Consider the following 21,197-nt stretch of genomic DNA (forward strand, 5'->3'; position numbering starts at 1 on the left):
TTCGACACCCGCAAGTCTTCACCCAGTCTGCAAGTTGCAGATGTTTCACTCAGTCGGGCGCGGCCGAACGGGCCTTGGTGACGTTACGGAGTGCTATCGGGGCTGGTGAAGCCGTTCAGTTGCCGCTGCGGTACTTCTGCTGGGTCGATTGCAGGGCCTTCGTGGCCGTGATCCCGCTACCCGCTGCAAGCAAAATGGCGATGACGTCGAGGGTCGTTCCCCCACTCGTGAGCAGCCAGGCGAAAAGCGACGCGGCCGTGGTACCCGCCGCGATCGGCCAGCGCGTCTTGACGTATTGGGCGATGGGGGTGCCGCCCGCGCGCTTACCCGCCGCGTTGTTCAGCATGGCGAGATAACCGAGATGGCCCAATGCCGCCAGGACACCGGCGATCGCGATGATCACGGCGATGAGGTTAATCATGTGTCCAGTTTGCCCTGTCCCGGGCCGTCATGGCTCGGGGAACACCCTGAGTTTCGTCTCACGGCACAGGATCGTGACGTGGCCGGATCGCGTTCGGCCCGCTGAACGCGATCCGGGGGAGCAAGGGACCTTTGCTACCGCGATCCGGGTGCGTCGTGGGAGCAAGGGACTTTGCTACCGCGATCCGGGTGCGTCGTGGGAGCAAGGGACCTTTGCTACCGCTTACCGCCCCAGCCTGCCCCGCCCGAGGTTGAGCAGCGCCATCGCCAGCTGCCGTCCCTCCGGCCCGAGTTCGCGGTAGCGCGCCAGCACGTCCATCTCGCGGTTGTAGACGATCCTGGTGCCGCCCGCGGCCATCCTGGCCGCACCGATCGTCTTGGAGACCTCGACGCGGCGTTTGACCAGCCGCAGGATCTCGCCGTCGAGGAAGTCGATCTCCTTGCGGAGCTCATCGATCTCTTCGGCGGTGGCGGTGGGTTCGTCGGCGTCCGGCTTCTGTGTGGTGCTCATCGGGACCTCTCTTCGGTCCGGATTCCCTGCTGGCCCCCGGAACAGCGTAAAGCCCCGGGGTCCGTGGACTCCGGGGCTTCGGGTGATGGCATTTCGGCACTATGCGATCACGGGAGCCGGAGTCCGGGTCCCGTAAAAAAATCGCGTCACATGCCGCATGCGGTTCATTATGCCACAGCGAAACCCTCCTCCGGCTCGAAGCGGCGGCGCGCTCCGCGGACGCGGGCGTGCACGAGGACGCTCATGGCCAGCCAGAACATCGGCATCGCCGGCCAGAAGAACGGCACCCCCGAAGCCGTCCAGCGGACGATCAGCAGCACCGAAAGCACGACGGCGACCGCGAGATGGATCCGCACCGCCGGATGCCCGAAGACGACCAGGCGCCGCTTCGGCACGGGTTTCGGCAGATCGGCCGTGAGCGCGGCGAGCTCGTCCGTGTACTTGGTGGAATACACGGTGCCGAGCCGCTCTTCCACTTCTTCGAGGGTGAGACGGCCTTCGCCGCCGGCGGCCTGGATGAGCGAGACGACCCGCTCCCGGTCGGTGTCGGCTGCCCTGAGCCGGGAGGGAATTCCGTTGGTGTCCATGGCATCCGATCCTCCGCCGCGAACACCGCTCGCGCGTCGGACGGCAGGCGGCAACACCGCCTACGCCCGGCGCTGTAGCGTGGACCGGCGATGAACACCCTCTTCGATCTCCCAGCGGACGGTCCGGCCAAGCCTCGGCACTCGGACCTGCTCGACGACCTGAATTCGGCACAGCGCGAGGCCGTGACCCATGCGGGCTCGCCGCTGCTGGTCGTCGCGGGCGCGGGTTCCGGCAAGACCCGGGTGCTGACCCGCCGGATCGCGTACCTGCTGGCCGAACGGGACGTGCACCCCGGCCAGATCATGGCGATCACGTTCACCAACAAGGCGGCCGCGGAGATGCGGGAGCGGGTGAGCGACCTCGTCGGCCGCCGCGCGAACGCCATGTGGGTGTCGACGTTCCACTCCATGTGCGTGCGGATCCTGCGCCGTGAGGCCAAAACGCTGGAGATGTCGTCGAGTTTCTCGATCTACGACTCGGACGACACGAAGCGGCTCATCACCCTCGTCGCCCGGGATCTCGACATCGACCCGAAGAAGTACGCGGCGCGCACGCTGGCCGTGCACATCTCGAACCTCAAGAACGAACTGATCGATCCGGAGACGGCGGTCGCCGACGCGGGCAACGACCTCGAACGCCGCGTCGCCGAGGTCTACGTCGAGTACCAGCGGCGGCTGAACCAGGCCAACGCGTTCGACTTCGACGACCTCATCATGCGGACGGTCGAACTCCTGCAGCGGTACCCGGACGTCGCCGAGTACTACCGGCGGCGGTTCCGGCACGTGCTGGTCGACGAGTACCAGGACACGAACCACGCGCAGTACACGCTGATCCGCGAGCTGGTCGGCACCGAGGCGAACGAGGCGGGCATCGAGCCCGCCGAACTGTGCGTCGTGGGTGACGCGGACCAGTCGATCTACGCCTTCCGCGGCGCGACGATCCGCAACATCGAGGAATTCGAACGCGACTTCCCGAACGCGCGGACCGTGCTGCTGGAGCAGAACTACCGCTCGACCCAGACGATCCTGAACGCGGCGAACGCGGTCATCGCGCGAAACCCCAACAGGCGCGCGAAGCGGTTGTGGACCGATTCCGGTGACGGCGAGAAGATCGTCGGCTACGTCGCGGACAACGAGCACGACGAAGCGGCGTTCGTCGCGGGCGAGATCGACGCGCTGGCGGACAAGGGCGAAGCGGACTATTCCGACGTCGCGGTCTTCTACCGCACCAACAACCAGTCCCGTGTCTTCGAAGAGATCTTCATCCGCCTCGGCCTGCCGTACAAGGTCGTCGGCGGGGTGCGGTTCTACGAACGGCGCGAGGTCCGGGACATGCTCGCGTACCTGAGGGTGCTGGCGAACCCGGAGGACACGGTCAGCCTGCGCCGTATCCTCAACGTTCCCAAACGAGGCATCGGCGACCGCGCCGAAGCGGTCATCGCGACGTACGCCGAGCGCGAGCGCATCTCGTTCGCGCAGGCGTTGCGCGGCGCGGTCGACGGCGAGGTGCCGTTGCTGAACCCGCGCTCCGCCAAGGCGATCACCGGTTTCGTCGAGTTGATGGACGAGCTCGGCGACGTCGTCCAGAGCGGCGCGGAAGTCGCCGACATCCTCGAAGCGGTCCTGGAGCGCACGGGCTACCGCACGGAACTCGAGGAGTCCGATGACCCGCAGGACGCGTCGCGGGTGGAGAACCTGACGGAACTCGTCACCGTCGCGCGGGAGTTCACCGAATTCACCGCCGAGGTCGCCGGCCCGGACGGCGAACTGCCGGAGGCCGAGCCGGGGGTGCCGGAGCCGGGCTCGCTGCCCGCGTTCCTGGAGCGGGTCTCGCTGGTGGCGGACGCGGATTCGGTCCCGTCGCCCGACGGCGGCGACGACGGAGAGGGGCACGACGCGGGCGTGGTCACGTTGATGACCGTGCACACCGCGAAGGGCCTCGAGTACCCGGTAGTCTTCGGAACGGGCTGGGAAGACGGGATCTTCCCGCATATGCGCGCGCTCGGTGACCCGACCGAACTCGCCGAAGAGCGCCGGCTCGCCTACGTCGCGATCACGCGGGCGAGGAAGAGGCTGTACGTCTCCCGTTCGATGGTGCGCTCCGCCTGGGGCCAGCCGCAGATGAACCCGGCCTCGCGCTTCCTCGACGAACTGCCCGCGGATCTGGTCGATTGGCGCAGGCTCGCGCCTTCCTCTTCCTCCGGCGGCTTCGGTTCGTCGGGTGGATCGCCGCGGGCCGCGACGACCTGGGGGAGCCGCGGCGGTGGCTCGGTGCCTTCGAGGTCGGCGGGCACGAGCCCGTTCGGCAAGGGCTGGAAGGACACCGTCGCGCTCAAACTGGACGTCGGCGACAGGGTCAGCCACGACAAGTACGGACTCGGGACCGTCGTCGCCTGCGACGGCGCGGGCCCCCGTGCCACGGCGACGATCGACTTCGGCGCCGCCGGCAAGGTCCGGCTGATGCTCATCGGCAGCGTCCCGATGGTCAAACTCTAGCTCTGACCTGCGGTTTCTTCGCCGCTCGCGAAAACTGTCGGACCCCTCCCGTATACCTGTGTCATCGAACACGAGTTCGATGCGCTGGGGTAGGCTGGACGAGCCGGTGTGCCCCGATCACGAGGAGGGGGCGCACGGTGTGGACGGGGTCTTGTTTGGGGTTCTCTCGAGTGGGGTACTCGAGTACTTGCGGGGTGTTGAAGAAGGGGCGGGGACGGATCGGGGTCCGGAACCGCCGGAAGTGCTCAGGCTGGTCGCGGCCTGGCGCGCGTTATTGCGGACGCACGAACCGGACGGGGCCGGACGGTGTGTCGTATGCGGTCACGCGCGGCGATGGCTGTTCGGGCCGCGGCCAGCCGGGTGCCGAAATCTCACTCGGGGACTTTTCGCCGGATGGCGGCCGATCGAACGGCGCCCGGCGGGTCTCTGCACGGTCTGGCAGATCGCCGTGGGGTACTTCGTCAGGAAGCAGCCCGGCGGCGTCGCGTGAGGCTTTGAGAGCCCGTAAAACCACAGATGCTCCTGGCCGGACGGCCTACGACGCTTCCCCTTGTCCGCGAAGCCGATGTCTTCGGAGGGGGAAAGCGGAGGTCCTGAAGGCGCACCAGAGCGTCGTTGCCCGGCGCGCCCTCATCGCGGGCGGAGTCACCGGCGTGGTGAAACGGTGTGGTGAAAGGAAAGCCGCGGCTCGATCAGCCGACGTTCACGCCACGGGCGGCGAGCCACGGGCGCGGGTCGATCTTCTTCGTGCCGTTCTGCCACACCTCGAAGTGCAGGTGCGGGCCGGTGCTCTGACCACGGTTGCCGACCTCGGCGATCTCCTCGCCGCACTTGACCTTCTGGCCCTCGCGGACGGAGAACGAGTTCATGTGGCCGTAGACGTGGACGGTGCCGTCGGCGAGCTGGACCTTGACCCAAAGGCCGAAACCGCTGGCGGGGCCCGCTTCGATGACCGTGCCGTCGGAGGCCGCGACGATCGGCGTGCCGATCGGGGCTGCGAGGTCGATGCCGAGGTGGCTCGTGCCCCACCGGGCACCGAAGCCCGAGGTGAAGCTGCCCTTGGTCGGCATGCAGGTCTTGGGCCGCTTGGCCTCTTCTTCGGCCTTGCGGGCCGCTTCGGCCTCACGCTTGACGCGGGCCTGGGTGATGCTGTTGTTCTCCGAGAGCTTCTGGGCTTCGGCGGAGGCGTTCGCCGGCTGGCTCGTCGGAAGCAGTTCGGGGGCGCCACCACCGGCTCCGCCGCCGAGGGCGAACGAAGCGCTCGCGTCCTGGGTGCTGGCCAGTGGGGTGACGGCGGCGTCGGAGGATTCCGAAACGGACTTCAGGGTCTGCCCGGCAGCGGCGGCCGCGAAGGCGCCGGCAGCGACGGCTGCGACCACGACACGACCACGAAGGGCCGAGGACGGGGGCGACAGGCGGTGCGAGCCCCGGACGCGAACGACCGCACCATCGAGTGCGTTCTCGAGCGCCGGGGAAGGAGCTTGGCCGCCGGGGGAGCGGTGTGAAGCCAAGACGGGGCCTTCCATGTTCGGGGAGTCGGATCAAGAGCCCGGGCGGGGGATCCCGGTGAACGACCTCGGGGGTGGTTCGTTCGGTGCTCTCATTCGTGATCTGACTGTAATGGGGACCCCGGGACAGTAACGAAGCGGCACCCCGATCAGCAAGATCTGACGGCGCTCTCGGCCGAACGGGCGACGGCGATCTGGCCGTTGTCCAGTGAAAATTACCCAAAGTTAGAGGAGGTTTACTCACAACCGTGTGACTTGCGTTACAAGATCAGAGGGCCATTCGGGGGTACCGGAAGGCCGAAAGGAGGCAAACGAGGGAAATAAGCGGTTGCCCGACGGTGTTGAAGGAGGTTTACCCGGACTGGGCCGCTTCAACCCTTCTTCCGGGACTGGCCGAGCGCCGGTGAGAACCACGACGCCCCTGCTGCCGGGCCGTGCCGACCCCGGCTTGCTAGCGTCGCCGTCGATGACTTCGCGCTCACGGCACCCTGGCGACTCCGCCGGGCAAGCCGTCTCCGGTACCGCGTCCGCCGAACTTCTCCGGAGCGAACCGGGCTCCCGCCCGCGAGCGCTCCTGCTCTCGGCAGGGTCAGTGTCGGCCGGTGCGGTCGCGCTGGCGGTCGGCGCGCTGCTGCCCGTCATCCAGGGTGGTTCGCCTGGTTTCACCGCAGCTCCGCTGCTGGTCGTGCTGGCCTTGGCGCCCGCGGCGGCCGTGCTCTACGCGCTGGTCACCGGACGCTCGGGGCTCGCGGCGGGTCTGGTCCTCGGGCTCACCGCGCTCGCGCCCGGACGGCTCCTGCTTGATCTGCAGCTGCTCGCCGACGGTTCCCTCGCCGCGCGCCCGGAACTGTTCCTCGCCGACAGGCTGCTCGCGCTGCCTCCGGCGGGACCGGGGCTGTGGCCGCTGGTGGCGGGCCACCTGCTCACGCTCGCGGCCGGAGCGTTCGCCGCCGGAGCCGCTCGCGACGAGGCGGAACTGGCGGGCGAACTCGACGGACGGCGCCGCTGGCGGCTGCTCGGGCCCGTGCTCGGTGTGGCGGGCGGGGTCGGCCTGCTCCTCGCGCCGTTCGGTTCGGGCAACGCGTACCTCTTGGCCAAGAACGCCTTCGAGGGCCCGACGGTCGCGATGGCCGGGTACCTGTTGCTCGCGGCCTTGCTGCCGCTGACCGCGCTTGTGGCGGTGAGTTCGCCTTCGGCCGAGGTCGGCAAGGGCGGGTTCGCCGGAGCGGGGCTGGCCGCGCTCGCGGTCGGTTTCCCGCCCGTGATCGCGGGGCTGGTCGTGGACCGGCTTTCGGTCGCGCCGGGTTCGGTGGTCGTGACCGTCGCGGGCCTGGCGCTGGTGGGGCTGGCCTTCACCCGGTTCGACGTCGCGGAAACGGACGAGGCCGTCACCGGCGACCTGGCGGGCGAGGTCAGGCTGCCGGGGCTGTTCTGGTGGCGGCTGGCCACCGGAGGTCTGGCGCTGCTCGCCGCCCTGGCCGCGACGGCGGGTGCGCTGGCCCCGGTACTGAAGGCCAACGGTCCGACGCCGGTCCCCGAGACGCCGGTGCGCTGGCTGCTGCTCGGCGCGGCCGTCGTGCTCGCCGTGCCCGCGCTATTCGTCTTCGTGCCGCGGCTCTCGGCGTTCGCCCGGGGAGTCGTCGCGGCCACGTGGGCGGGTGTCGTCCTCGCGGGCGCGGCGGTGTTGAGCGCCGCCTTGTCCGTGACCGAGGACAAGGCGGTGGACCCGGCGCTGTTCGGCGTCGACCTGCCGGTGCCGTTGCCGGACAAGGTCGGCTACTCGGCGGGCCCTGGCGTCACGTGGACGTTCATCGCGCTCGTGCTGGCGGCCGTGGCCGCGCTCGCCGCGGTGATCACCGGCGTCGTCGAACGCGACGTCTCCGACGATGCTGATGACGCTGATGACGCTGACGACAACGCGGAACTGGACACCGGCCTGGACGGGACGCGGGCGAGCGGGAACGTGCTCACCCCGCTCGTCGCGGCGGCGGTACTGGCGATCGCCGCGTTCGGCACGCCGGTGTTCACCGCGCCTGGCTACACCGCTCCGGGACTGTGGTCGCACTTCGGCGCGGCGTCGTGGGGCCTGCTCGGCGCGCTCGCGGTCGTTCTCGGCCTGTACGCCCTCGTCCCGCGTTCACGGCCTATCGCGGCGGCGGCCGCCTTGGCCGGGGCCGCGCTGGTGCTCGGCCTGCGTGCGGCGGAACTTCCGCTCGTCGGCTCGGAGTACGACGGCTCGTCGGCCGGGATCGGGTTCTGGCTCGCGCTGGGCGGCGCCGTCGCCACCCTCGTCACGGCCGGGATGGCCGTCGCGGGCTCACGGCGGGCCGGATGACGCGCCGTCTTCTTCGCGTCGTGCTGGCCGAGTTCGACGTCGAGGAAGGCGCGGCGGTCGCGCTCGGACGGCTGCTGCGTGATGACGGCGTCGAGGTCGTCTATGTCGGGCGCCTCGACACGGTCGATCAAGCGGCCAGGACGGTCGACCAGGAGGATCCGGACATCCTCGGCGTCCTGCGCGGCGCGAGCGAACCGGAAGGACTCGCCGAGGCGGTCCCCGGCGTTCTCCTCTTCGCGGTCGGTAACGGCCCGAGCGGGTTCGAAAACTCCTTCGAATCCCTGGAAGACGCGGCGAACTGGGTCTCCGGTGTGCGGTCTCACACCGTGGAAACACCGTCTGACCGCGTACGGTGACCGACTTCACCAGGTGCGGAGTCCCCTGCTTCTGCGCAGGTCGCTAACCTCGACTGGTCCGACAGCGCGGTCCGGCAACGGACCACCACAGTGGCGTGTCGTCAGGAGACTGGAGTAGTGGACCTCTACGAATACCAGGCGAGGGATCTCTTCGCCGCCCACGGAGTACCGGTTCTGCCGGGTGCCGTGGCAAACACCCCCGAAGAAGCCAAGGCCACCGCCGAGAAGATCGGCAACCAGGTCGTCATCAAGGCGCAGGTCAAGACCGGCGGCCGCGGCAAGGCGGGCGGCGTCAAGCTGGCCCAGACGCCGGATGAGGCCGCCGAGAAGGCCGAGGCGATCCTCGGCCTGGACATCAAGGGCCACATCACGCGTCGCGTGCTGGTGGCCGAAGCCTCGGACATTTCCGAGGAGTACTACTTCTCCTTCCTGCTGGACCGTGCGAACCGCACCTTCCTCGCGATGGCTTCCGCCGAAGGCGGCGTGGAGATCGAGCAGCTGGCCGTCGAGCGTCCCGAAGCGCTCGCGAAGATCCCGGTCGACGCGATCATCGGTGTCGACAAGGCGAAGGCCGTCGAGATCCTGACCGCGGGCAAGTTCCCGGAGGAGGTCGTCGACGAGGCCGCCGACGTCGTCGTGAAGCTCTGGGAGACCTTCGTCTCCGAGGACGCCACGCTGGTCGAGGTCAACCCGCTGGTCCGTGACCCGCAGGACAAGATCATCGCCCTCGACGGCAAGGTCACCCTCGACGAGAACGCCTCGTTCCGTCAGCCGGGCCACGAGGCCCTGGTCGACAAGGACGCGGAGAACCCGCTCGAGGCGAAGGCCAAGGCCAAGGACCTCAACTACGTCAAGCTCGACGGCGAGGTCGGCATCATCGGCAACGGCGCGGGCCTCGTGATGTCCACGCTGGACGTCGTGGCGTACGCGGGCGAGAAGCACGGCGGCGTCAAGCCCGCCAACTTCCTCGACATCGGCGGCGGCGCTTCGGCCGAGGTCATGGCGGCCGGGCTGGACGTCATCCTCAACGACACCGACGTGAAGAGCGTCTTCGTCAACGTCTTCGGTGGCATCACCGCTTGCGACGCGGTCGCGAACGGCATCGTCGAAGCGCTGAAGATCCTGGGCGACGAGGCCACCAAGCCGCTCGTCGTGCGGCTGGACGGCAACAACGTCGTCGAGGGACGTCAGATCCTTGCCGACGCGAACCACCCGCTCGTCACCGTGGTGGACACAATGGACAACGCGGCCGACAAGGCCGCCGAGCTCGCCGCGGCAGGTGCGTGAGATGTCGATCTTCATCAACGAGAACAGCAAGATCATCGTCCAGGGGCTCACCGGCTCCGAGGGCATGAAGCACGCGACCAAGATGCTGAAGTCCGGCACGAACATCGTGGGTGGCGTCAACGCCCGCAAGGCCGGTCAGACCGTCTCCATTGAGGGCAAGGACCTCACCGTGTTCGGCACGGTCGAGGAGGCCATCAAGGAGACCGGCGCCGACGTTTCGGTCATCTTCGTGCCGCCGAAGTTCGCCAAGGACGCGGTGATCGAGGCGATCGACGCCGAGATCCCGCTCGCCGTGGTGATCACCGAGGGCATCCCGGTGCACGACTCGGCCTACTTCTGGGCGCACGCGGTCGCGACCGGCAACAAGACCCGGATCATCGGGCCGAACTGCCCCGGCGTGATCAGTCCCGGCAAGTCGAACGCCGGCATCATCCCGGCCGACATCACCGGTGCCGGCCCGATCGGTCTCGTGTCGAAGTCGGGCACGCTGACCTACCAGATGATGTACGAGCTGCGTGACATCGGTTTCTCGACCGGTGTCGGCATCGGCGGCGACCCGGTCATCGGCACGACGCACATCGACGCCCTCGAGGCGTTCGAGGCCGACCCCGAGACCAAGGTCATCGTGATGATCGGCGAGATCGGCGGCGACGCCGAAGAGCGTGCCGCGGCCTACATCAAGGACAACGTGACGAAGCCGGTCGTCGGCTACGTCGCGGGCTTCACCGCGCCCGAGGGCAAGACCATGGGCCACGCCGGCGCCATCGTCTCCGGCTCCTCCGGCACGGCCGCCGCCAAGAAGGAGGCCCTCGAGGCCGCCGGCGTCAAGGTCGGGAAGACCCCGAGCGAGACCGCCGTCCTGGCGCGCGAGCTGTACAACAGCCTCTGACCCTTCGGAGACTGAGCTTTCCCCGGCGGGCCGGGCACCCTCACCGGTGCCCGGCCCGCCTGTTTCCGCGCGGATCGCGATTAGGGGGCTAAACGCACGTGCGTTTAGCCCCCTAATCGCGATCCGGTCCTCGCCGAGGGGTTCCGCACGGAACCTGGCCGGGTGTAGAGACGTCTCAGAGCCCGAGGCGTGGGGTGACCGCGTGTGCGCTAGCGTTCGAGCATCACAGCCGCCTCGTTTGTCCCGGGAGTTCCGCGCGCCCCGGGGTGCCGGTCGAACGACAGGAGAGCATTCGGATGTCCTATCCCAGCGGTGGGCCCGGCTACCCCCAGCAGGGTGGCGGCCAGCAACACCCCAACCCCGGCTCGGGAGCCTTTCCGCAGCAGCAGGCGCCGTCGCAGGCGAGTCCGCTGAACCTGGCGTTGCTGCTCGCGCTCGCCGTCACCGTCCTCGGCTTGGTGCAGTTCTTCATCGGGTTCTCCGACGAGGCCGACGCCGCCGGACAGGTCTCGCTATTCCTGCTGGTCAGCGGTCTGCTCGCGGCCTTGCACGCGTTGCCGCGCGGCCCGAAGACGCTGCCGTTCGCCGCGCTGTTCAGCGTCATCGGTGCGTTCGGGGCGCTGGACCTGGTCATCGGCTATGGGAGCGGCCGTGAGGACGTCTCGGTCCCGGGCATCCTCACCGTGGTGCTGATCCTCGGCATCTTGCAGATGCTGGTCGCGGTCGCCGCCCTGCTCTTCGAGCACGACGTCATCAAGCTGCCCGCCGCGAAGCCCCAGCAGCAGGCGCCGCAGGCCCCGTACAGCCAGCAGTTCCCGCAGCAGGGCCCGCAGGGTCCGTTCGGCCAGCAGGGTCAGCAGGGTCCGGCCGCCGCCACGCAGGTCCAGCCGTTCCCCGGCACGGGCCAGCAGGGGCAGCAGCCGGGTGAGCAGTCCGGTCCGTTCTCGCAGCCCGGCGGGTTCCAGCCGCCGGTCACGCAGCCGCCGGGCCAGCAGGCCACGACGTACGCGCCGCAGCAGGGCCAGTTCTTCCAGCAGCCGCCGTCCTCCTCGTCGGAGCCGGGCCAGAACCCGGGCACGCCGCCCGGCGGTTTCGGCCAGCAGAGCTGACCTCTCGCACGAAAAAAGCACCCGCTGTGACTCTCCGTGTCACGGCGGGTGCTTTTCTTTTCGGGGTTACCCGACCGGGTGGGTTGGGCCACGTGCGCCGACGGGCGGCGGCGTGCCTCACCCGGACGGCCCAGTCCGGATGTCATGGTGCGGATCATGAAGCTGCTCACCCGCGACGAACGCCCGCCGGGCGAAGAGCCGGTGAGCGACCTCGTCCCCGAGCTGGAGGTCTCCAGGGCGAAGCGGGTTCGTGTGTTGCTCGCGGCGGCCTGCGCGCCCCTGTTGTTCTCCTTCACCGCCATCGCGGCCGTTCTCGCGATGGTCTCGTTCGCCGCCGACCGGTCCCGGTTCTCCGCCACCGGCGCCCTGCTCGCCGCCGGCCCCGGCTGGCTCGCCTCGTGGCAGGTGGAACTCGACCTCGGCGGTCATCCGCTCGGCGTGCTGCCGCTGCTGCCGACGCTCGTCGTCGGCTGGCTCGTGGCGCGGGCGGCCGCGCGTGCCGCCCGCCGGGTCGGCGGACGGACCCCGGCGGACGCCGTTCCGGTGGTGACGGCGATCGCCGGCGCCCACGCCCTGTTCGGTGTGCTCGTCGCCCTGCTGGCGGGCGGATCGCCGGTCGACGTGAACCCGCTGACCGCCTTCTGCGTGCCGGGCCTCCTCGCCGGACTCACCGCCATCGCGGGAGTCGCCAAGGTCTGCGGGCTCCCGGCCGCGGTGCGGGACCGGTTCGACCCGGTGGCCGTCCAGGGCCTGCGGGCGGGCGCGCTCGGCCTCGCCGCGTTGATCGCCTGCGGCGCCGCGGTGTTCACCGCGGCCACCGCGCTCTCGTGGTCCACTGTGGACAGCCTGTTCGAGCCGGGATTCGGTGCGAGCTTCGGCCTGTTCGTGCTTTCCGTCGCGTACCTGCCGAACGCGGTCGTCGCCGCGCTGTCGTTCACCACCGGGCCGGGTTTCTCGGTCGGTTCGCTGACCGTCGGCATGTTCGGCTACCAGGAAGGCAAGCTGCCCGGGGTGCCGCTGCTGGCGGGGATCCCGTCGCAGCACGCCGTCTGGTGGCCCGCGTTGCTGCTCCTGCCCGCGCTGGTCGGCGCGTTGGTCGGCTGGCGGATCCGCGCGATCGACGAGGATCCGATGCTGCGGATGCGGGCGGTCGCCGTCGCGGGCGCGCTCGTCGCGTTCGGCTGCGTCATCCTCGGCACCCTTGCCGGTGGCAGGCTCGGAGACGGGCCGTTCGATCCGGTCAGCGTGCCGGTCGGGGTCGCGTCCGTGATCGCCTTCTGCTGGATCGTCGTCCCCGGCGGGTTCGTCGCGTTCTTCGCCGGAGCGCACGACGCCCCCGAACCCCCGGGTGAACCCGAAGTCGAGGAAGACCTCGTCGAGCCGGAACCGGCGGAACCGGCGGAGGAAGAAACCGAGTCCGAAGCCGAAGAGCCGGCGGAGGACGTCGACGAGGCTCCGGTCGAAGAGGAGCCGGAAGCGGAGCCCGAAACCGAGCCTGAGCAGGACGGTGCAGTCGACGACGCTGTGACGGAATCCACCGACGGGTCCGGCGACGAAAGCGCGCCCGGTGACGACCGTTAGGGTTGTCGCGACCAGGTGAAGCGCCGTACGCCCGAGTGCGTACCGCCGTGGCAAGGAGCCCGTTCTGGCTAGTCGGTTGGACCTGCCCACTCCGGTGAAGCTCGTCGTCCTCGCGTCCGGTTCCGGCACGCTGCTGCAAGCCGTGCTCGACGCGGTCGAAAAGCCGAACTTCCCGGCGAAGGTGGTCGCCGTCGGAGCGGACCGCGCCGGAATCGAGGCGCTCGCCCGGGCCGAACGCGCGGGCGTTCCGTCGTTCACCGTGCGGATGGCCGATCACCCGGACCGCGCGGCGTGGGACAAGGCGATCACCGAAGCCGTCGCCGCCTACCAGCCGGACCTGGTCGTCTCGGCCGGGTTCATGAAGATCCTCGGCGCCGAATTCCTCGCGCGGTTCCCCGGCCGCGTGATCAACACCCATCCGGCGTTGCTGCCGTCGTTCCCCGGCGCGCACGCCGTGGCCGACGCGCTGGCGATGGCCGTCAAGGTCACCGGGTCGACGGTTCATTTCGTCGACGCCGGAGTCGACACCGGGCCGATCATCGCGCAGGAGCCGGTGATCGTGGAGCCCGACGACGACGAGCACGTCCTGCACGAGCGGATCAAGGCCGTGGAACGCAGGCTCCTGGTGGAAACGATCGAAAAACTCGGCCGGAGCGGGTGCGCGGTCGAGGGACGAAAGGTGAGGTTTTCGTGAGTACCGCACAGGGACAGCGTCCCGTCCGGCGCGCGCTGATCGGCGTCTCCGACAAGGCCGGCCTGCTCGAACTCGCCACCGGGCTGCACGCGGCGGGTGTCGAGATCGTGTCGACCGGTGGCACGGCGAAGGTCATCGCGAACGCCGGGGTGCCGGTGACGCCGGTCGAAGAGGTCACCGGGTTCCCGGAGTCCCTCGACGGCCGGGTCAAGACGCTGCACCCGCGCGTGCATGCGGGCCTGCTCGCCGACCGCGATCGCCCGGAGCACGTCGAGCAGCTCAAGCAGCTCGACATCGCGCCGTTCGACCTGCTCGTGGTCAACCTGTACCCGTTCACGGAGACCGTCGCCTCGGGCGCGAGCCCCGAGGACTGTGTCGAGAACATCGACATCGGCGGCCCGGCGATGGTGCGCGCCGCGGCGAAGAACCACAACAGTGTCGCCGTCGTGGTCGACCCCTCCCGCTACGAGTGGGTGCTGGAGCGCGTCGCCGCCGGTGGTTTCGAGCTGGCCGACCGCAAGCGGCTCGCCGCGCAGGCCTACGCGCACACCGCGGCGTACGACACCGCCGTCGCCTCGTGGTTCGCGAACGTCTACGCGCCCGCGGACGACTCCGGTTTCCCGGACTTCACCGGTGCTTCGTGGGAGCGCGGTGACGTCCTGCGTTACGGCGAGAACCCGCACCAGAAGGCCGCGCTGTACAAGCACTGGCGGCCGGGCCTCGCGCACGCGGAACAGCTGCACGGCAAGGCCATGTCGTACAACAACTACGTCGACACCGACGCCGCGCGCCGCGCCGCCTACGACTTCGACGCCCCGGCCGTCGCGATCATCAAGCACGCCAACCCGTGCGGGATCGCGGTCGGTGAGGACATCGCCGAGGCGCACCGGAAGGCGCACGCGTGCGACCCGGTTTCGGCTTACGGCGGGGTGATCGCGACCAACCGGCCGGTGAGCCGCGAGGCCGCCGAGCAGATCTCCGAGGTGTTCACCGAGGTCGTCCTGGCGCCGGACTTCGACGCCGAGGCGCTGGAGATCCTTCAGCGCAAGAAGAACGTGCGGCTGCTGAAGCTGCCCGCGATCACGTCGCCGGATCCGATCGAGTTCCGGCCGATCTCCGGCGGCATGCTGGTGCAGACCGTCGACACGATCGCCGCCGAGGGCGACGACCCGGCGAACTGGACCCTGGCGACCGGCGCGCCCGCCGACGAGCGGACGCTGACCGACCTCGAGTTCGCGTGGCGTTCGCTGCGCGCGGTGAAGTCGAACGCGATCCTGCTGGCGAACGACGGCGCGACCGTCGGCGTCGGCATGGGCCAGGTCAACCGGGTCGACTCCTCGCGGCTCGCGGTGTCGCGGGCGGGGGAGCGGGCGAAGGGCTCCGTCGCCGCTTCGGACGCCTTCTTCCCGTTCCCGGACGGGCTCGAGGTCCTGCTGGAGGCCGGCGTCCGCGCCGTCGTCCAGCCGGGTGGCTCGATCCGCGACGCCGAGGTCATCGCCGCCGCCGAGGCCGCCGGGGTCACCCTTTACCTCACCGGGACGCGCCACTTCGCCCACTGACGCCGACCTGCGTTTAGCCCCCTAATCGCGATCTGGGCACGGACCTGCGTTTAGCCCCCTAATCGCGATCCGGCGGGGTGGACCGGACCACGGGCATTTCGGTGCCCGACCGCGGCGGTCGTGCCATGCTGGCCGCGGATCGCGATTAGCCCGCGAAACGCAGGTCCGGGCGCCTGTCGCCTTTAGCGGGCTAAACGCGATCCGGATGTACGCGAATCGGTAGGGGAGGATCGGTGCACCAGCCGCCGCAGGGGTACGGCCAGGGGCCGGGTTACGGCCCGCCACCCGGGCAGGGAGGCCAGCCGGGCTACGGACAGCAGCCGGGTTACGGCCCGCCTCAGCCTGGGTACGGTCCGCCGCCCGGCTCCGGGCAGCCCGGCTACGGCCGGCCGCCCAAGAAGAAAAAGACCGGGCTGATCGTCGGCCTGATCGTGGGTGGCGTGGTCCTTCTCGGGCTGGGCATCCCCGGCGGGATCTTCGCGTCCGAGTACTACTCGTCGGTCGGCAAGGCACCGGTCTCGCAGCAGCCGCCCGCCGAGTGCGCCCTCTCCCCGGAGATCCTGAACAAGACGTTCACCAGCAGCTTCCAGGGCGTCCGCGACAACGAGTTCAAAGCGGGCGAGATCGTCACCAAGCAGCAGGGCTGTTCCTGGCTGCCGCCGGAGAGCGACAACGTCCATGACCGCGCGCTCCAGGTCATGGTGTACCGCTACGAGGGGCCGGACGCCGCGAAGCGCGCGGCGGAGTCGTCCACCGGGTCGGCCGCGCCGTCCGAACGTCAGCAGCAGGTGCAGGGCATCGGGCAGAAGGCGGTTCTCGTCTCTCTCGCCACCGACAGCGCCTTCAGCGGCGCGGAGCTGCGGGTCACCCAGGGCGTGTACGTCGTCATCGTCACCTACAAGGGATGGGACAAAGGGTTCTTCACGAACTCGCCGATCCCGCCCGCGGAGTCCGCCGAAGTGGCGAAGTCCGTCGGCGCGGAGCTCGTGAAGAACCTGCCCCGCTAGGCGTACAGGCCGTTCAGCCAGGCCGTCCACGCCTTCTCGGCCTCGTCCGCGTCGGCGTCTTCGGCGAAGAGGTGATGCCCGATGCCGACAGGCCAGCCCCAGACGTTCCGGCCGTAGAAGCGGTACAGCGCGTCTTCGGTCCGGACGCCGATGAAGGTCGGCGTCAGGTAGTCGACGACTCCCTCGACACCGGGGACATCGAGATACACGCGGTCACCCACGGCCTTCGCGCCGATCGCCGCCCGCACGGCCTCGAACGCCTCCGGGGCCTTCGACGTGTCGGGCGCGTCGGTCTTGAAGTACTTCGCCTGACGCCGGTTGAAGTGCGTCAGGTACTCGCCCAGCGAGTGGTAATAGAACGACGTGTGCTGACGGCACGCGTCGTATTCGACGTCCCAGTCGTCGAGGACGGTGGTGTGCTCGTAGCGCAGGTACGTGCCCCCGTCCTTCGGTTCGAGAACGTATTCGAGCGTGTTGAACCAGCCGCTCTCGTCTTCCGCGTAGGTGACGAAGCGCCGTGACGGCTTCCAGACCGTGACCATGCCGCCGTCGGGGGTGAGGCCCGACTCGGCACCGCCGTCGCGGGGTTCGTACCGGATCGGCCAGAGCCAGCCGCCGCTGCCCGTGGTGATCGCGGCCCAGGTGTCCGCGGGTGTGGTGGGGAGGAAGCCCTCGAAGCGGACCTCGGATTCCTTCGCCATGACTTGTCCCTCTCTCTGCCTTTACAAGAGCGACGCCTGGCCAGGGGCGCTTTCGACACCGGATCGCGTATAGCCCGCTAAAGGCGATGTGACTCGGGTCACGTTCTGGAGTGTCGAAGTGCGCTGGACAGCGGCGTCCCTGGGGTGTCCGCGAAGACGGCGACCCGAGGAGAGCGACATGCAGCAGAACACGATCGACGAGATCCTGAACCGCCCGCTCAGCCAGGAGCTCCTGGCCCGTGACCTGGTGAGACTGGCCTACACCGCGCTCGACGGCACGCCGCGGTCGATCCCGATCGGCATCCACTGGAACGGCAAGGAGATTGTCATGTGCACCTCGACGAACGCCCCGAAGCTGCCGGCATTGCGCCGCGACCCCGCCGTCGCGCTGACGATCGACACCGAATCGCACCCGCCGAAGGTCCTGCTTCTCCGTGGCACCGTCGAACTGGACTACGTCGACGGCATCCCCGACGAGTACCTGCGGTGGAACGGGACCTATGAGATGACGCCCGAACAGCGGGTCGAGTGGGAGGAAAACGTGCGGTCGCTCTACGACGGCATGGTTCGCGTCGTGACGACCCCGACCTGGGCCAAGCTCATCGACTTCGAGACCACCCTGCCCTCCGCCGTCGAGGAGCTCATCCGCCGGAAGAGTGCCTGAGCATGACACTCAAGAAGCTGGAACACGTCGGCGTCGTCGTCCACGATCTCGGCGCGGCCAAGGCGTTCTTCACCGCGCTCGGCCTCGAACTGGAAGGTGAAGCGTCGCTCAAGGGCGACACGGTCGACCGGCTCACCGGATTGGAAGGGGTCCGGACGGATATCGTGGTGCTGCGCCCGCCGGACGGCCACGGCGGCCTGGAGCTGATCAAGTTCCATACGCCGGAGGGGCCGGAAGCCGATCCGCGCGCGCCGATGAACATGCCCGGCATCCGCCACTTCGTGTTCTCGGTGGAGGACATCGACGACGTCCTCGAGCGATTGCGGCCGCATGGCGGCACGCTCGTCGGCGAGCTGGTGCGCTACGAGGACAGTTATCGGCTCTGCTACGTCCGCGGTCCAGAGGGGATCGTCGTCGAGCTGGCGGAAGAGCTCGTACGCCGGGAGACGTAGCCGAGAAGCCGCGCTGATCGTCACCGGCGCGCCCGCCATCGCGACGGACGACGTCCGCGTGCACACCGGAGCGATCGACGGCGCCCGGTACCGGGTCGAGGTGCCGTCGAACTGGAACGGCAAGTTGTTGCTGTACAACCACGGCATCTATCCGCCGGGCTACGTGCCCGAGGAGATCGAGCTGGCGGGCCAGGAGGAGGCGAAACCCGTGCTCCTCGGTGAGGGTTACGCGTTGGCCGCGTCGCTGTACAGCAAGCCGAACGGCTTCTCGGCCCTCGAAGCCGTTCAAGACCATGTCGTGGTTCGACCGCACCGTCGGCCGTCCGGAGCAGGTGCTCACCTGGGGAGCTTCCGGCGGCGGGCTCAACGCGGTCCTGCTGTCCGAGCGGCTTCCGCACCGGATCGACGGCGTGCCGGCGATGTGCGGTCCCGTCGCGGGCGGTTCCGCGTTGTTCGGTCAGGCGCTCGACCTCGGGTTCGCGGTCCGGACGCTGCTGGCGCCGGAACTGGAGGTCGTCCGCATCGCCGACCCGCGGGCGAACCTCGAGAAAGCCCGCCAGGTGCTCGCGAAGGCGCTGGAATCACCCGATGGACGGGCGCGGCTCGCCCTCGCCACCGCGTTCGCCGACGCCCCCGGCTGGTCGACGGCGCATCGACCCCGGTCCACCGATGTCGATGCGCAGATCCGTCAGCAGACGGAGTTCGTTCTGGCCGTCTACGACCAGCTGTCCCGGGGCGCGCACCGGGCCGATCTGGAGGTGCGGGCCGGCGGGAACCCGGTCGGGAACACCGGGGTGGATTACCGCGACGTGCTCGCCCGATCCAGTGAACGTGACCTCGTGAACCAGGCCTACCGTGAGGCCGGCCTGGATCTCGGCGCCGACTTGGCCGCGCTCGCCGAAGCGCCCCGGGTCAAGGCAGACAACGCCGCCGCCCGATGGCTCACCCGCGTCGGGACACCGACGGGACGTGGCCGGTCGCCCGTCGTCACGCTGCACCCCATCGGTGATGGCGTCGCCCCCGAACACGAGCGGACCTACGGCGACCGCGTCGAGACCGGTCGCTGGCCGTCGACGTCACCGGAACGGTTGAACGCCGAGGCGAACCGGTTCGGCCCGGAGTTCCGCTTCCTCTACGACTGGCTGCACGGTGAAGGTGGTACCGCCGCGCCCGCTTTCCGGCGGTACCACCCGGCGCCGCTTCCTCGCTAGGGCTGAGCGCGGAACCGGTCCGTCGCCGCCAGCAACGCGGCCAGGACGCCGGGCTCGTCGTACGCGTGCCCGGCGTCAGGAACGATCACCAGCTCCGATTCCGGCCATGCCTTGTGCAGGTCCCACGCGGATACCGCGGGCGTGGCGAGGTCGTACCGCCCCTGCACGATCACGCCGGGGATGTCCTTCAGCACGGCGGCGTTTCGGATCAGCTGCCCCTCCTCGAGCCAGCCGTTGTGCACGAAATAGTGGTTCTCGATGCGTGCGAAAGCCAGCGCGTACTCCGGCACGGCGAAATCCGCCACCAGTTCGGGGCGGGGGAGCAACGTTATCGTCGCGCCCTCCCAGGTGCTCCACGCGACGGCGGCGGGGCCGTGCACCGCGGGGTCGGGGTCGGCGAGCAGTTTCGCGTACAGCTCGACGGGATCACCGTCGAGTCCGGCGATCGGCGCCTTGAACTTCTCCCACAGGTCCGGGAAGACGTTCGCCGCGCCACCCCGGAAGTACCAGTCCACTTCGGACGAACGCAGCGTGAAGACCCCGCGCAGCACCAGTTCCGACACCCGTTCCGGGTGCTTCTCGGCGTACGCCAACGCCAGCGCCGATCCCCAGGATCCGCCGAACACCTGCCACCGGGAGATGTCCAGCGACTCCCGCAGGCGTTCCATGTCGTCGACGAGATGCCAGGTCGTGTTCGACGAAAGATCGCCCGACGCCGAAGCGTGCGGCAGCGACCGCCCGCACCCGCGCTGGTCGAACAGGACGATCCGATAGGCGGACGGGTCGAACAGCCGCCGGTGCGACGGTGAGCAGCCGCCGCCGGGGCCGCCGTGCAGGAACACCACGGGCTTGCCGTCGGGGTTCCCGCATTCCTCCCAGTACACGAGGTTGCCGTCTCCGGTGTCCAGGTGGCCTGACGCGTGGGGCTCGATCTCCGGGTACATGGGTCCATCGTCGGGCACGCGGCGCGGTTTCCGGCGGTCGGCCCCGGCTCGCTTGACAACCGCTGCGCCACCCGGTCTACTGGAGTCATCGAACAAGCGTTCGAAGTGCCGCCTTCCCCGTGGCATGCCGGTGCCGTCCACAAGGGACGGTCTAGGTGTCGTGGGGAGGCGAGGTCCGGTGACAGCGGAGGTGGTCGAGGCACGGGCCTTGCCGTTGGCGAGGCTGGCGGCCTTGCCAGGAGTGAGCACGGCCAGTGGCGTGGCTTCCGCGGCCGAACACGCGAGGACGACGGGAAGGGTGCTCCCGGTGTCCCCGGCGTTGTCCGGTCTGCTGCCCGCCGCGGGGCTCCGGCGCGGGAGCACCGTTTCGGTGCTGGGGTCCACGTCACTGATGCTCACCCTGCTGGCCGCCGCGACCGCCGGCGGTGCGTGGGCGGCCGCGGTCGGCCTGCCCGCGCTCGGGGTGGTCGCCGCCGCGGAACTCGGGGTCGAGGTGGGCAGGCTGGCGCTGGTCCCCCGTCCCGGTGCCGAGTTCCCGGCGGTGACCGCGGCCCTGCTCGACGGCTTCGACCTCGTGGTCGTCGGTCCGGGACTGGCCCGGCCCGACGTGGCGAGAAGGCTGTCCGCCCGTGCGCGCAACCGTGGGTCGGTGCTGCTTTCGCTGGGCTCCTGGCCCGGTGCGGAAGTCGAGCTGAGCTGTCGTCGCACGCGATGGACGGGTTTCACCGGCGGCGGCGCGGGCTACCTGCGCACCCGTGAGGCGGAGGTACGGACGGGTGGCCGGGGCGCGGCCGCCCGGCCGATGTCGGCCTTATTGCGGTTTCCCGGCCAAGGCGAGGTCGAGCGGGCGGACTTCCCCGCGACCAGGTGGGGGACGGCGTGAACT

The 21,197-nt window shown here is 69.6% G+C and carries 20 protein-coding genes; 14 read left to right on the forward strand and 6 right to left on the reverse strand.

The annotated features are described in order from the left end of the window. Window positions 1–115 precede the first annotated feature (115 nt). The 3 genes from ACLJQ7_RS22995 to ACLJQ7_RS23005 form a co-directional block, all read right to left on the reverse strand. Entirely contained in the window at window positions 116–421 is a 306-nt protein-coding gene (locus ACLJQ7_RS22995) for a hypothetical protein (protein ID WP_034304453.1), read from the reverse strand. 222 nt (window positions 422–643) lie between these two features. Beyond that, the gene (locus ACLJQ7_RS23000; protein ID WP_410650214.1) at window positions 644–931 is read right to left on the reverse strand and encodes a chorismate mutase; all 288 of its coding nucleotides are present in this window, start codon (window positions 929–931) and stop codon (window positions 644–646) included. A gap of 167 nt (window positions 932–1,098) precedes the next feature. After that, on the reverse strand, window positions 1,099–1,518 hold the full coding sequence (locus ACLJQ7_RS23005; RefSeq protein WP_410650215.1) for a DUF1707 domain-containing protein: 420 nt from the start codon (window positions 1,516–1,518) through the stop codon (window positions 1,099–1,101). A gap of 90 nt (window positions 1,519–1,608) precedes the next feature. Between ACLJQ7_RS23005 and pcrA the strand changes: the two genes are divergently transcribed. Beyond that, the gene (gene pcrA, locus ACLJQ7_RS23010) at window positions 1,609–4,014 is read left to right on the forward strand and encodes a DNA helicase PcrA (RefSeq protein ID WP_410650216.1); all 2,406 of its coding nucleotides are present in this window, start codon (window positions 1,609–1,611) and stop codon (window positions 4,012–4,014) included. Window positions 4,015–4,706: 692 nt separating this feature from the next. Here the strand turns inward: pcrA and ACLJQ7_RS23015 are convergent. Beyond that, window positions 4,707–5,393, reverse strand: a complete 687-nt coding sequence (locus tag ACLJQ7_RS23015; RefSeq protein ID WP_410650217.1) for a M23 family metallopeptidase — start codon at window positions 5,391–5,393, stop codon at window positions 4,707–4,709. Between the two features lie 595 nt (window positions 5,394–5,988). Here ACLJQ7_RS23015 and ACLJQ7_RS23020 point away from each other — a divergent pair. The 9 genes from ACLJQ7_RS23020 to ACLJQ7_RS23060 all read left to right on the forward strand — a co-directional run bounded on the left by ACLJQ7_RS23020 (window position 5,989) and on the right by ACLJQ7_RS23060 (window position 16,339). Beyond that, window positions 5,989–7,857 carry a hypothetical protein gene (locus ACLJQ7_RS23020; RefSeq protein WP_410650218.1) on the forward strand — a complete coding sequence of 623 codons (1,869 nt, stop codon included), beginning with the start codon at window positions 5,989–5,991 and terminating at the stop codon, window positions 7,855–7,857. After that, window positions 7,854–8,213, forward strand: a complete 360-nt coding sequence (locus ACLJQ7_RS23025) for a hypothetical protein (RefSeq protein WP_410650219.1) — start codon at window positions 7,854–7,856, stop codon at window positions 8,211–8,213. Before ACLJQ7_RS23020 ends, ACLJQ7_RS23025 begins: the two co-directional genes overlap by 4 nt. Before the next feature lie 117 nt (window positions 8,214–8,330). Then, entirely contained in the window at window positions 8,331–9,500 is a 1,170-nt protein-coding gene (gene sucC, locus ACLJQ7_RS23030; RefSeq protein ID WP_410650220.1) for an ADP-forming succinate--CoA ligase subunit beta, read from the forward strand. A gap of 1 nt (window position 9,501) precedes the next feature. Then, the gene (gene sucD, locus ACLJQ7_RS23035) at window positions 9,502–10,389 is read left to right on the forward strand and encodes a succinate--CoA ligase subunit alpha (protein ID WP_410650221.1); all 888 of its coding nucleotides are present in this window, start codon (window positions 9,502–9,504) and stop codon (window positions 10,387–10,389) included. Between the two features lie 296 nt (window positions 10,390–10,685). Further along, window positions 10,686–11,498: a DUF5336 domain-containing protein gene (locus tag ACLJQ7_RS23040; protein WP_410650222.1), complete on the forward strand. Its 813-nt coding sequence runs from the start codon at window positions 10,686–10,688 to the stop codon at window positions 11,496–11,498. Between the two features lie 144 nt (window positions 11,499–11,642). Beyond that, window positions 11,643–13,079: a DUF6350 family protein gene (locus ACLJQ7_RS23045; protein WP_410650223.1), complete on the forward strand. Its 1,437-nt coding sequence runs from the start codon at window positions 11,643–11,645 to the stop codon at window positions 13,077–13,079. Window positions 13,080–13,155: 76 nt separating this feature from the next. Continuing rightward, window positions 13,156–13,773 carry a phosphoribosylglycinamide formyltransferase gene (gene purN, locus ACLJQ7_RS23050; RefSeq protein WP_410650224.1) on the forward strand — a complete coding sequence of 206 codons (618 nt, stop codon included), beginning with the start codon at window positions 13,156–13,158 and terminating at the stop codon, window positions 13,771–13,773. After that, on the forward strand, window positions 13,770–15,332 hold the full coding sequence (purH, locus tag ACLJQ7_RS23055; protein ID WP_410650225.1) for a bifunctional phosphoribosylaminoimidazolecarboxamide formyltransferase/IMP cyclohydrolase: 1,563 nt from the start codon (window positions 13,770–13,772) through the stop codon (window positions 15,330–15,332). The genes purN and purH overlap by 4 nt, the downstream gene beginning before the upstream one ends. A 233-nt stretch (window positions 15,333–15,565) precedes the next feature. After that, entirely contained in the window at window positions 15,566–16,339 is a 774-nt protein-coding gene (locus ACLJQ7_RS23060; protein WP_410650226.1) for a hypothetical protein, read from the forward strand. Here ACLJQ7_RS23060 and ACLJQ7_RS23065 read toward each other — a convergent pair. Beyond that, a complete protein-coding gene (locus ACLJQ7_RS23065; protein ID WP_410650227.1) occupies window positions 16,336–17,040 on the reverse strand; it encodes an SRPBCC family protein in 705 nt (234 codons plus the stop codon). The two genes, ACLJQ7_RS23060 and ACLJQ7_RS23065, sit on opposite strands and share 4 nt — an antisense overlap. Window positions 17,041–17,218: 178 nt before the next feature. Here ACLJQ7_RS23065 and ACLJQ7_RS23070 point away from each other — a divergent pair, with 178 nt between their 5' ends. The 3 genes from ACLJQ7_RS23070 (at window position 17,219) to ACLJQ7_RS23080 (ending at window position 19,367) form a co-directional block, all read left to right on the forward strand. Then, the gene (locus ACLJQ7_RS23070) at window positions 17,219–17,704 is read left to right on the forward strand and encodes a pyridoxamine 5'-phosphate oxidase family protein (protein WP_410650228.1); all 486 of its coding nucleotides are present in this window, start codon (window positions 17,219–17,221) and stop codon (window positions 17,702–17,704) included. Between the two features lie 2 nt (window positions 17,705–17,706). After that, window positions 17,707–18,156 carry a VOC family protein gene (locus ACLJQ7_RS23075; protein WP_410650229.1) on the forward strand — a complete coding sequence of 150 codons (450 nt, stop codon included), beginning with the start codon at window positions 17,707–17,709 and terminating at the stop codon, window positions 18,154–18,156. A gap of 293 nt (window positions 18,157–18,449) precedes the next feature. Beyond that, entirely contained in the window at window positions 18,450–19,367 is a 918-nt protein-coding gene (locus tag ACLJQ7_RS23080) for a hypothetical protein (protein WP_410650230.1), read from the forward strand. Here the strand turns inward: ACLJQ7_RS23080 and pip are convergent. Beyond that, window positions 19,364–20,311, reverse strand: a complete 948-nt coding sequence (gene pip, locus ACLJQ7_RS23085) for a prolyl aminopeptidase (protein WP_410650231.1) — start codon at window positions 20,309–20,311, stop codon at window positions 19,364–19,366. The genes ACLJQ7_RS23080 and pip overlap by 4 nt on opposite strands. A gap of 178 nt (window positions 20,312–20,489) precedes the next feature. Between pip and ACLJQ7_RS23090 the strand changes: the two genes are divergently transcribed. Next, window positions 20,490–21,194, forward strand: a complete 705-nt coding sequence (locus ACLJQ7_RS23090) for a hypothetical protein (protein ID WP_410650232.1) — start codon at window positions 20,490–20,492, stop codon at window positions 21,192–21,194. Window positions 21,195–21,197: the final 3 nt, after the last annotated feature.

Origin of the sequence: Amycolatopsis sp. cmx-4-54 (assembly GCF_046548895.1) — a bacterium.
GTDB lineage: Bacteria > Actinomycetota > Actinomycetes > Mycobacteriales > Pseudonocardiaceae > Amycolatopsis.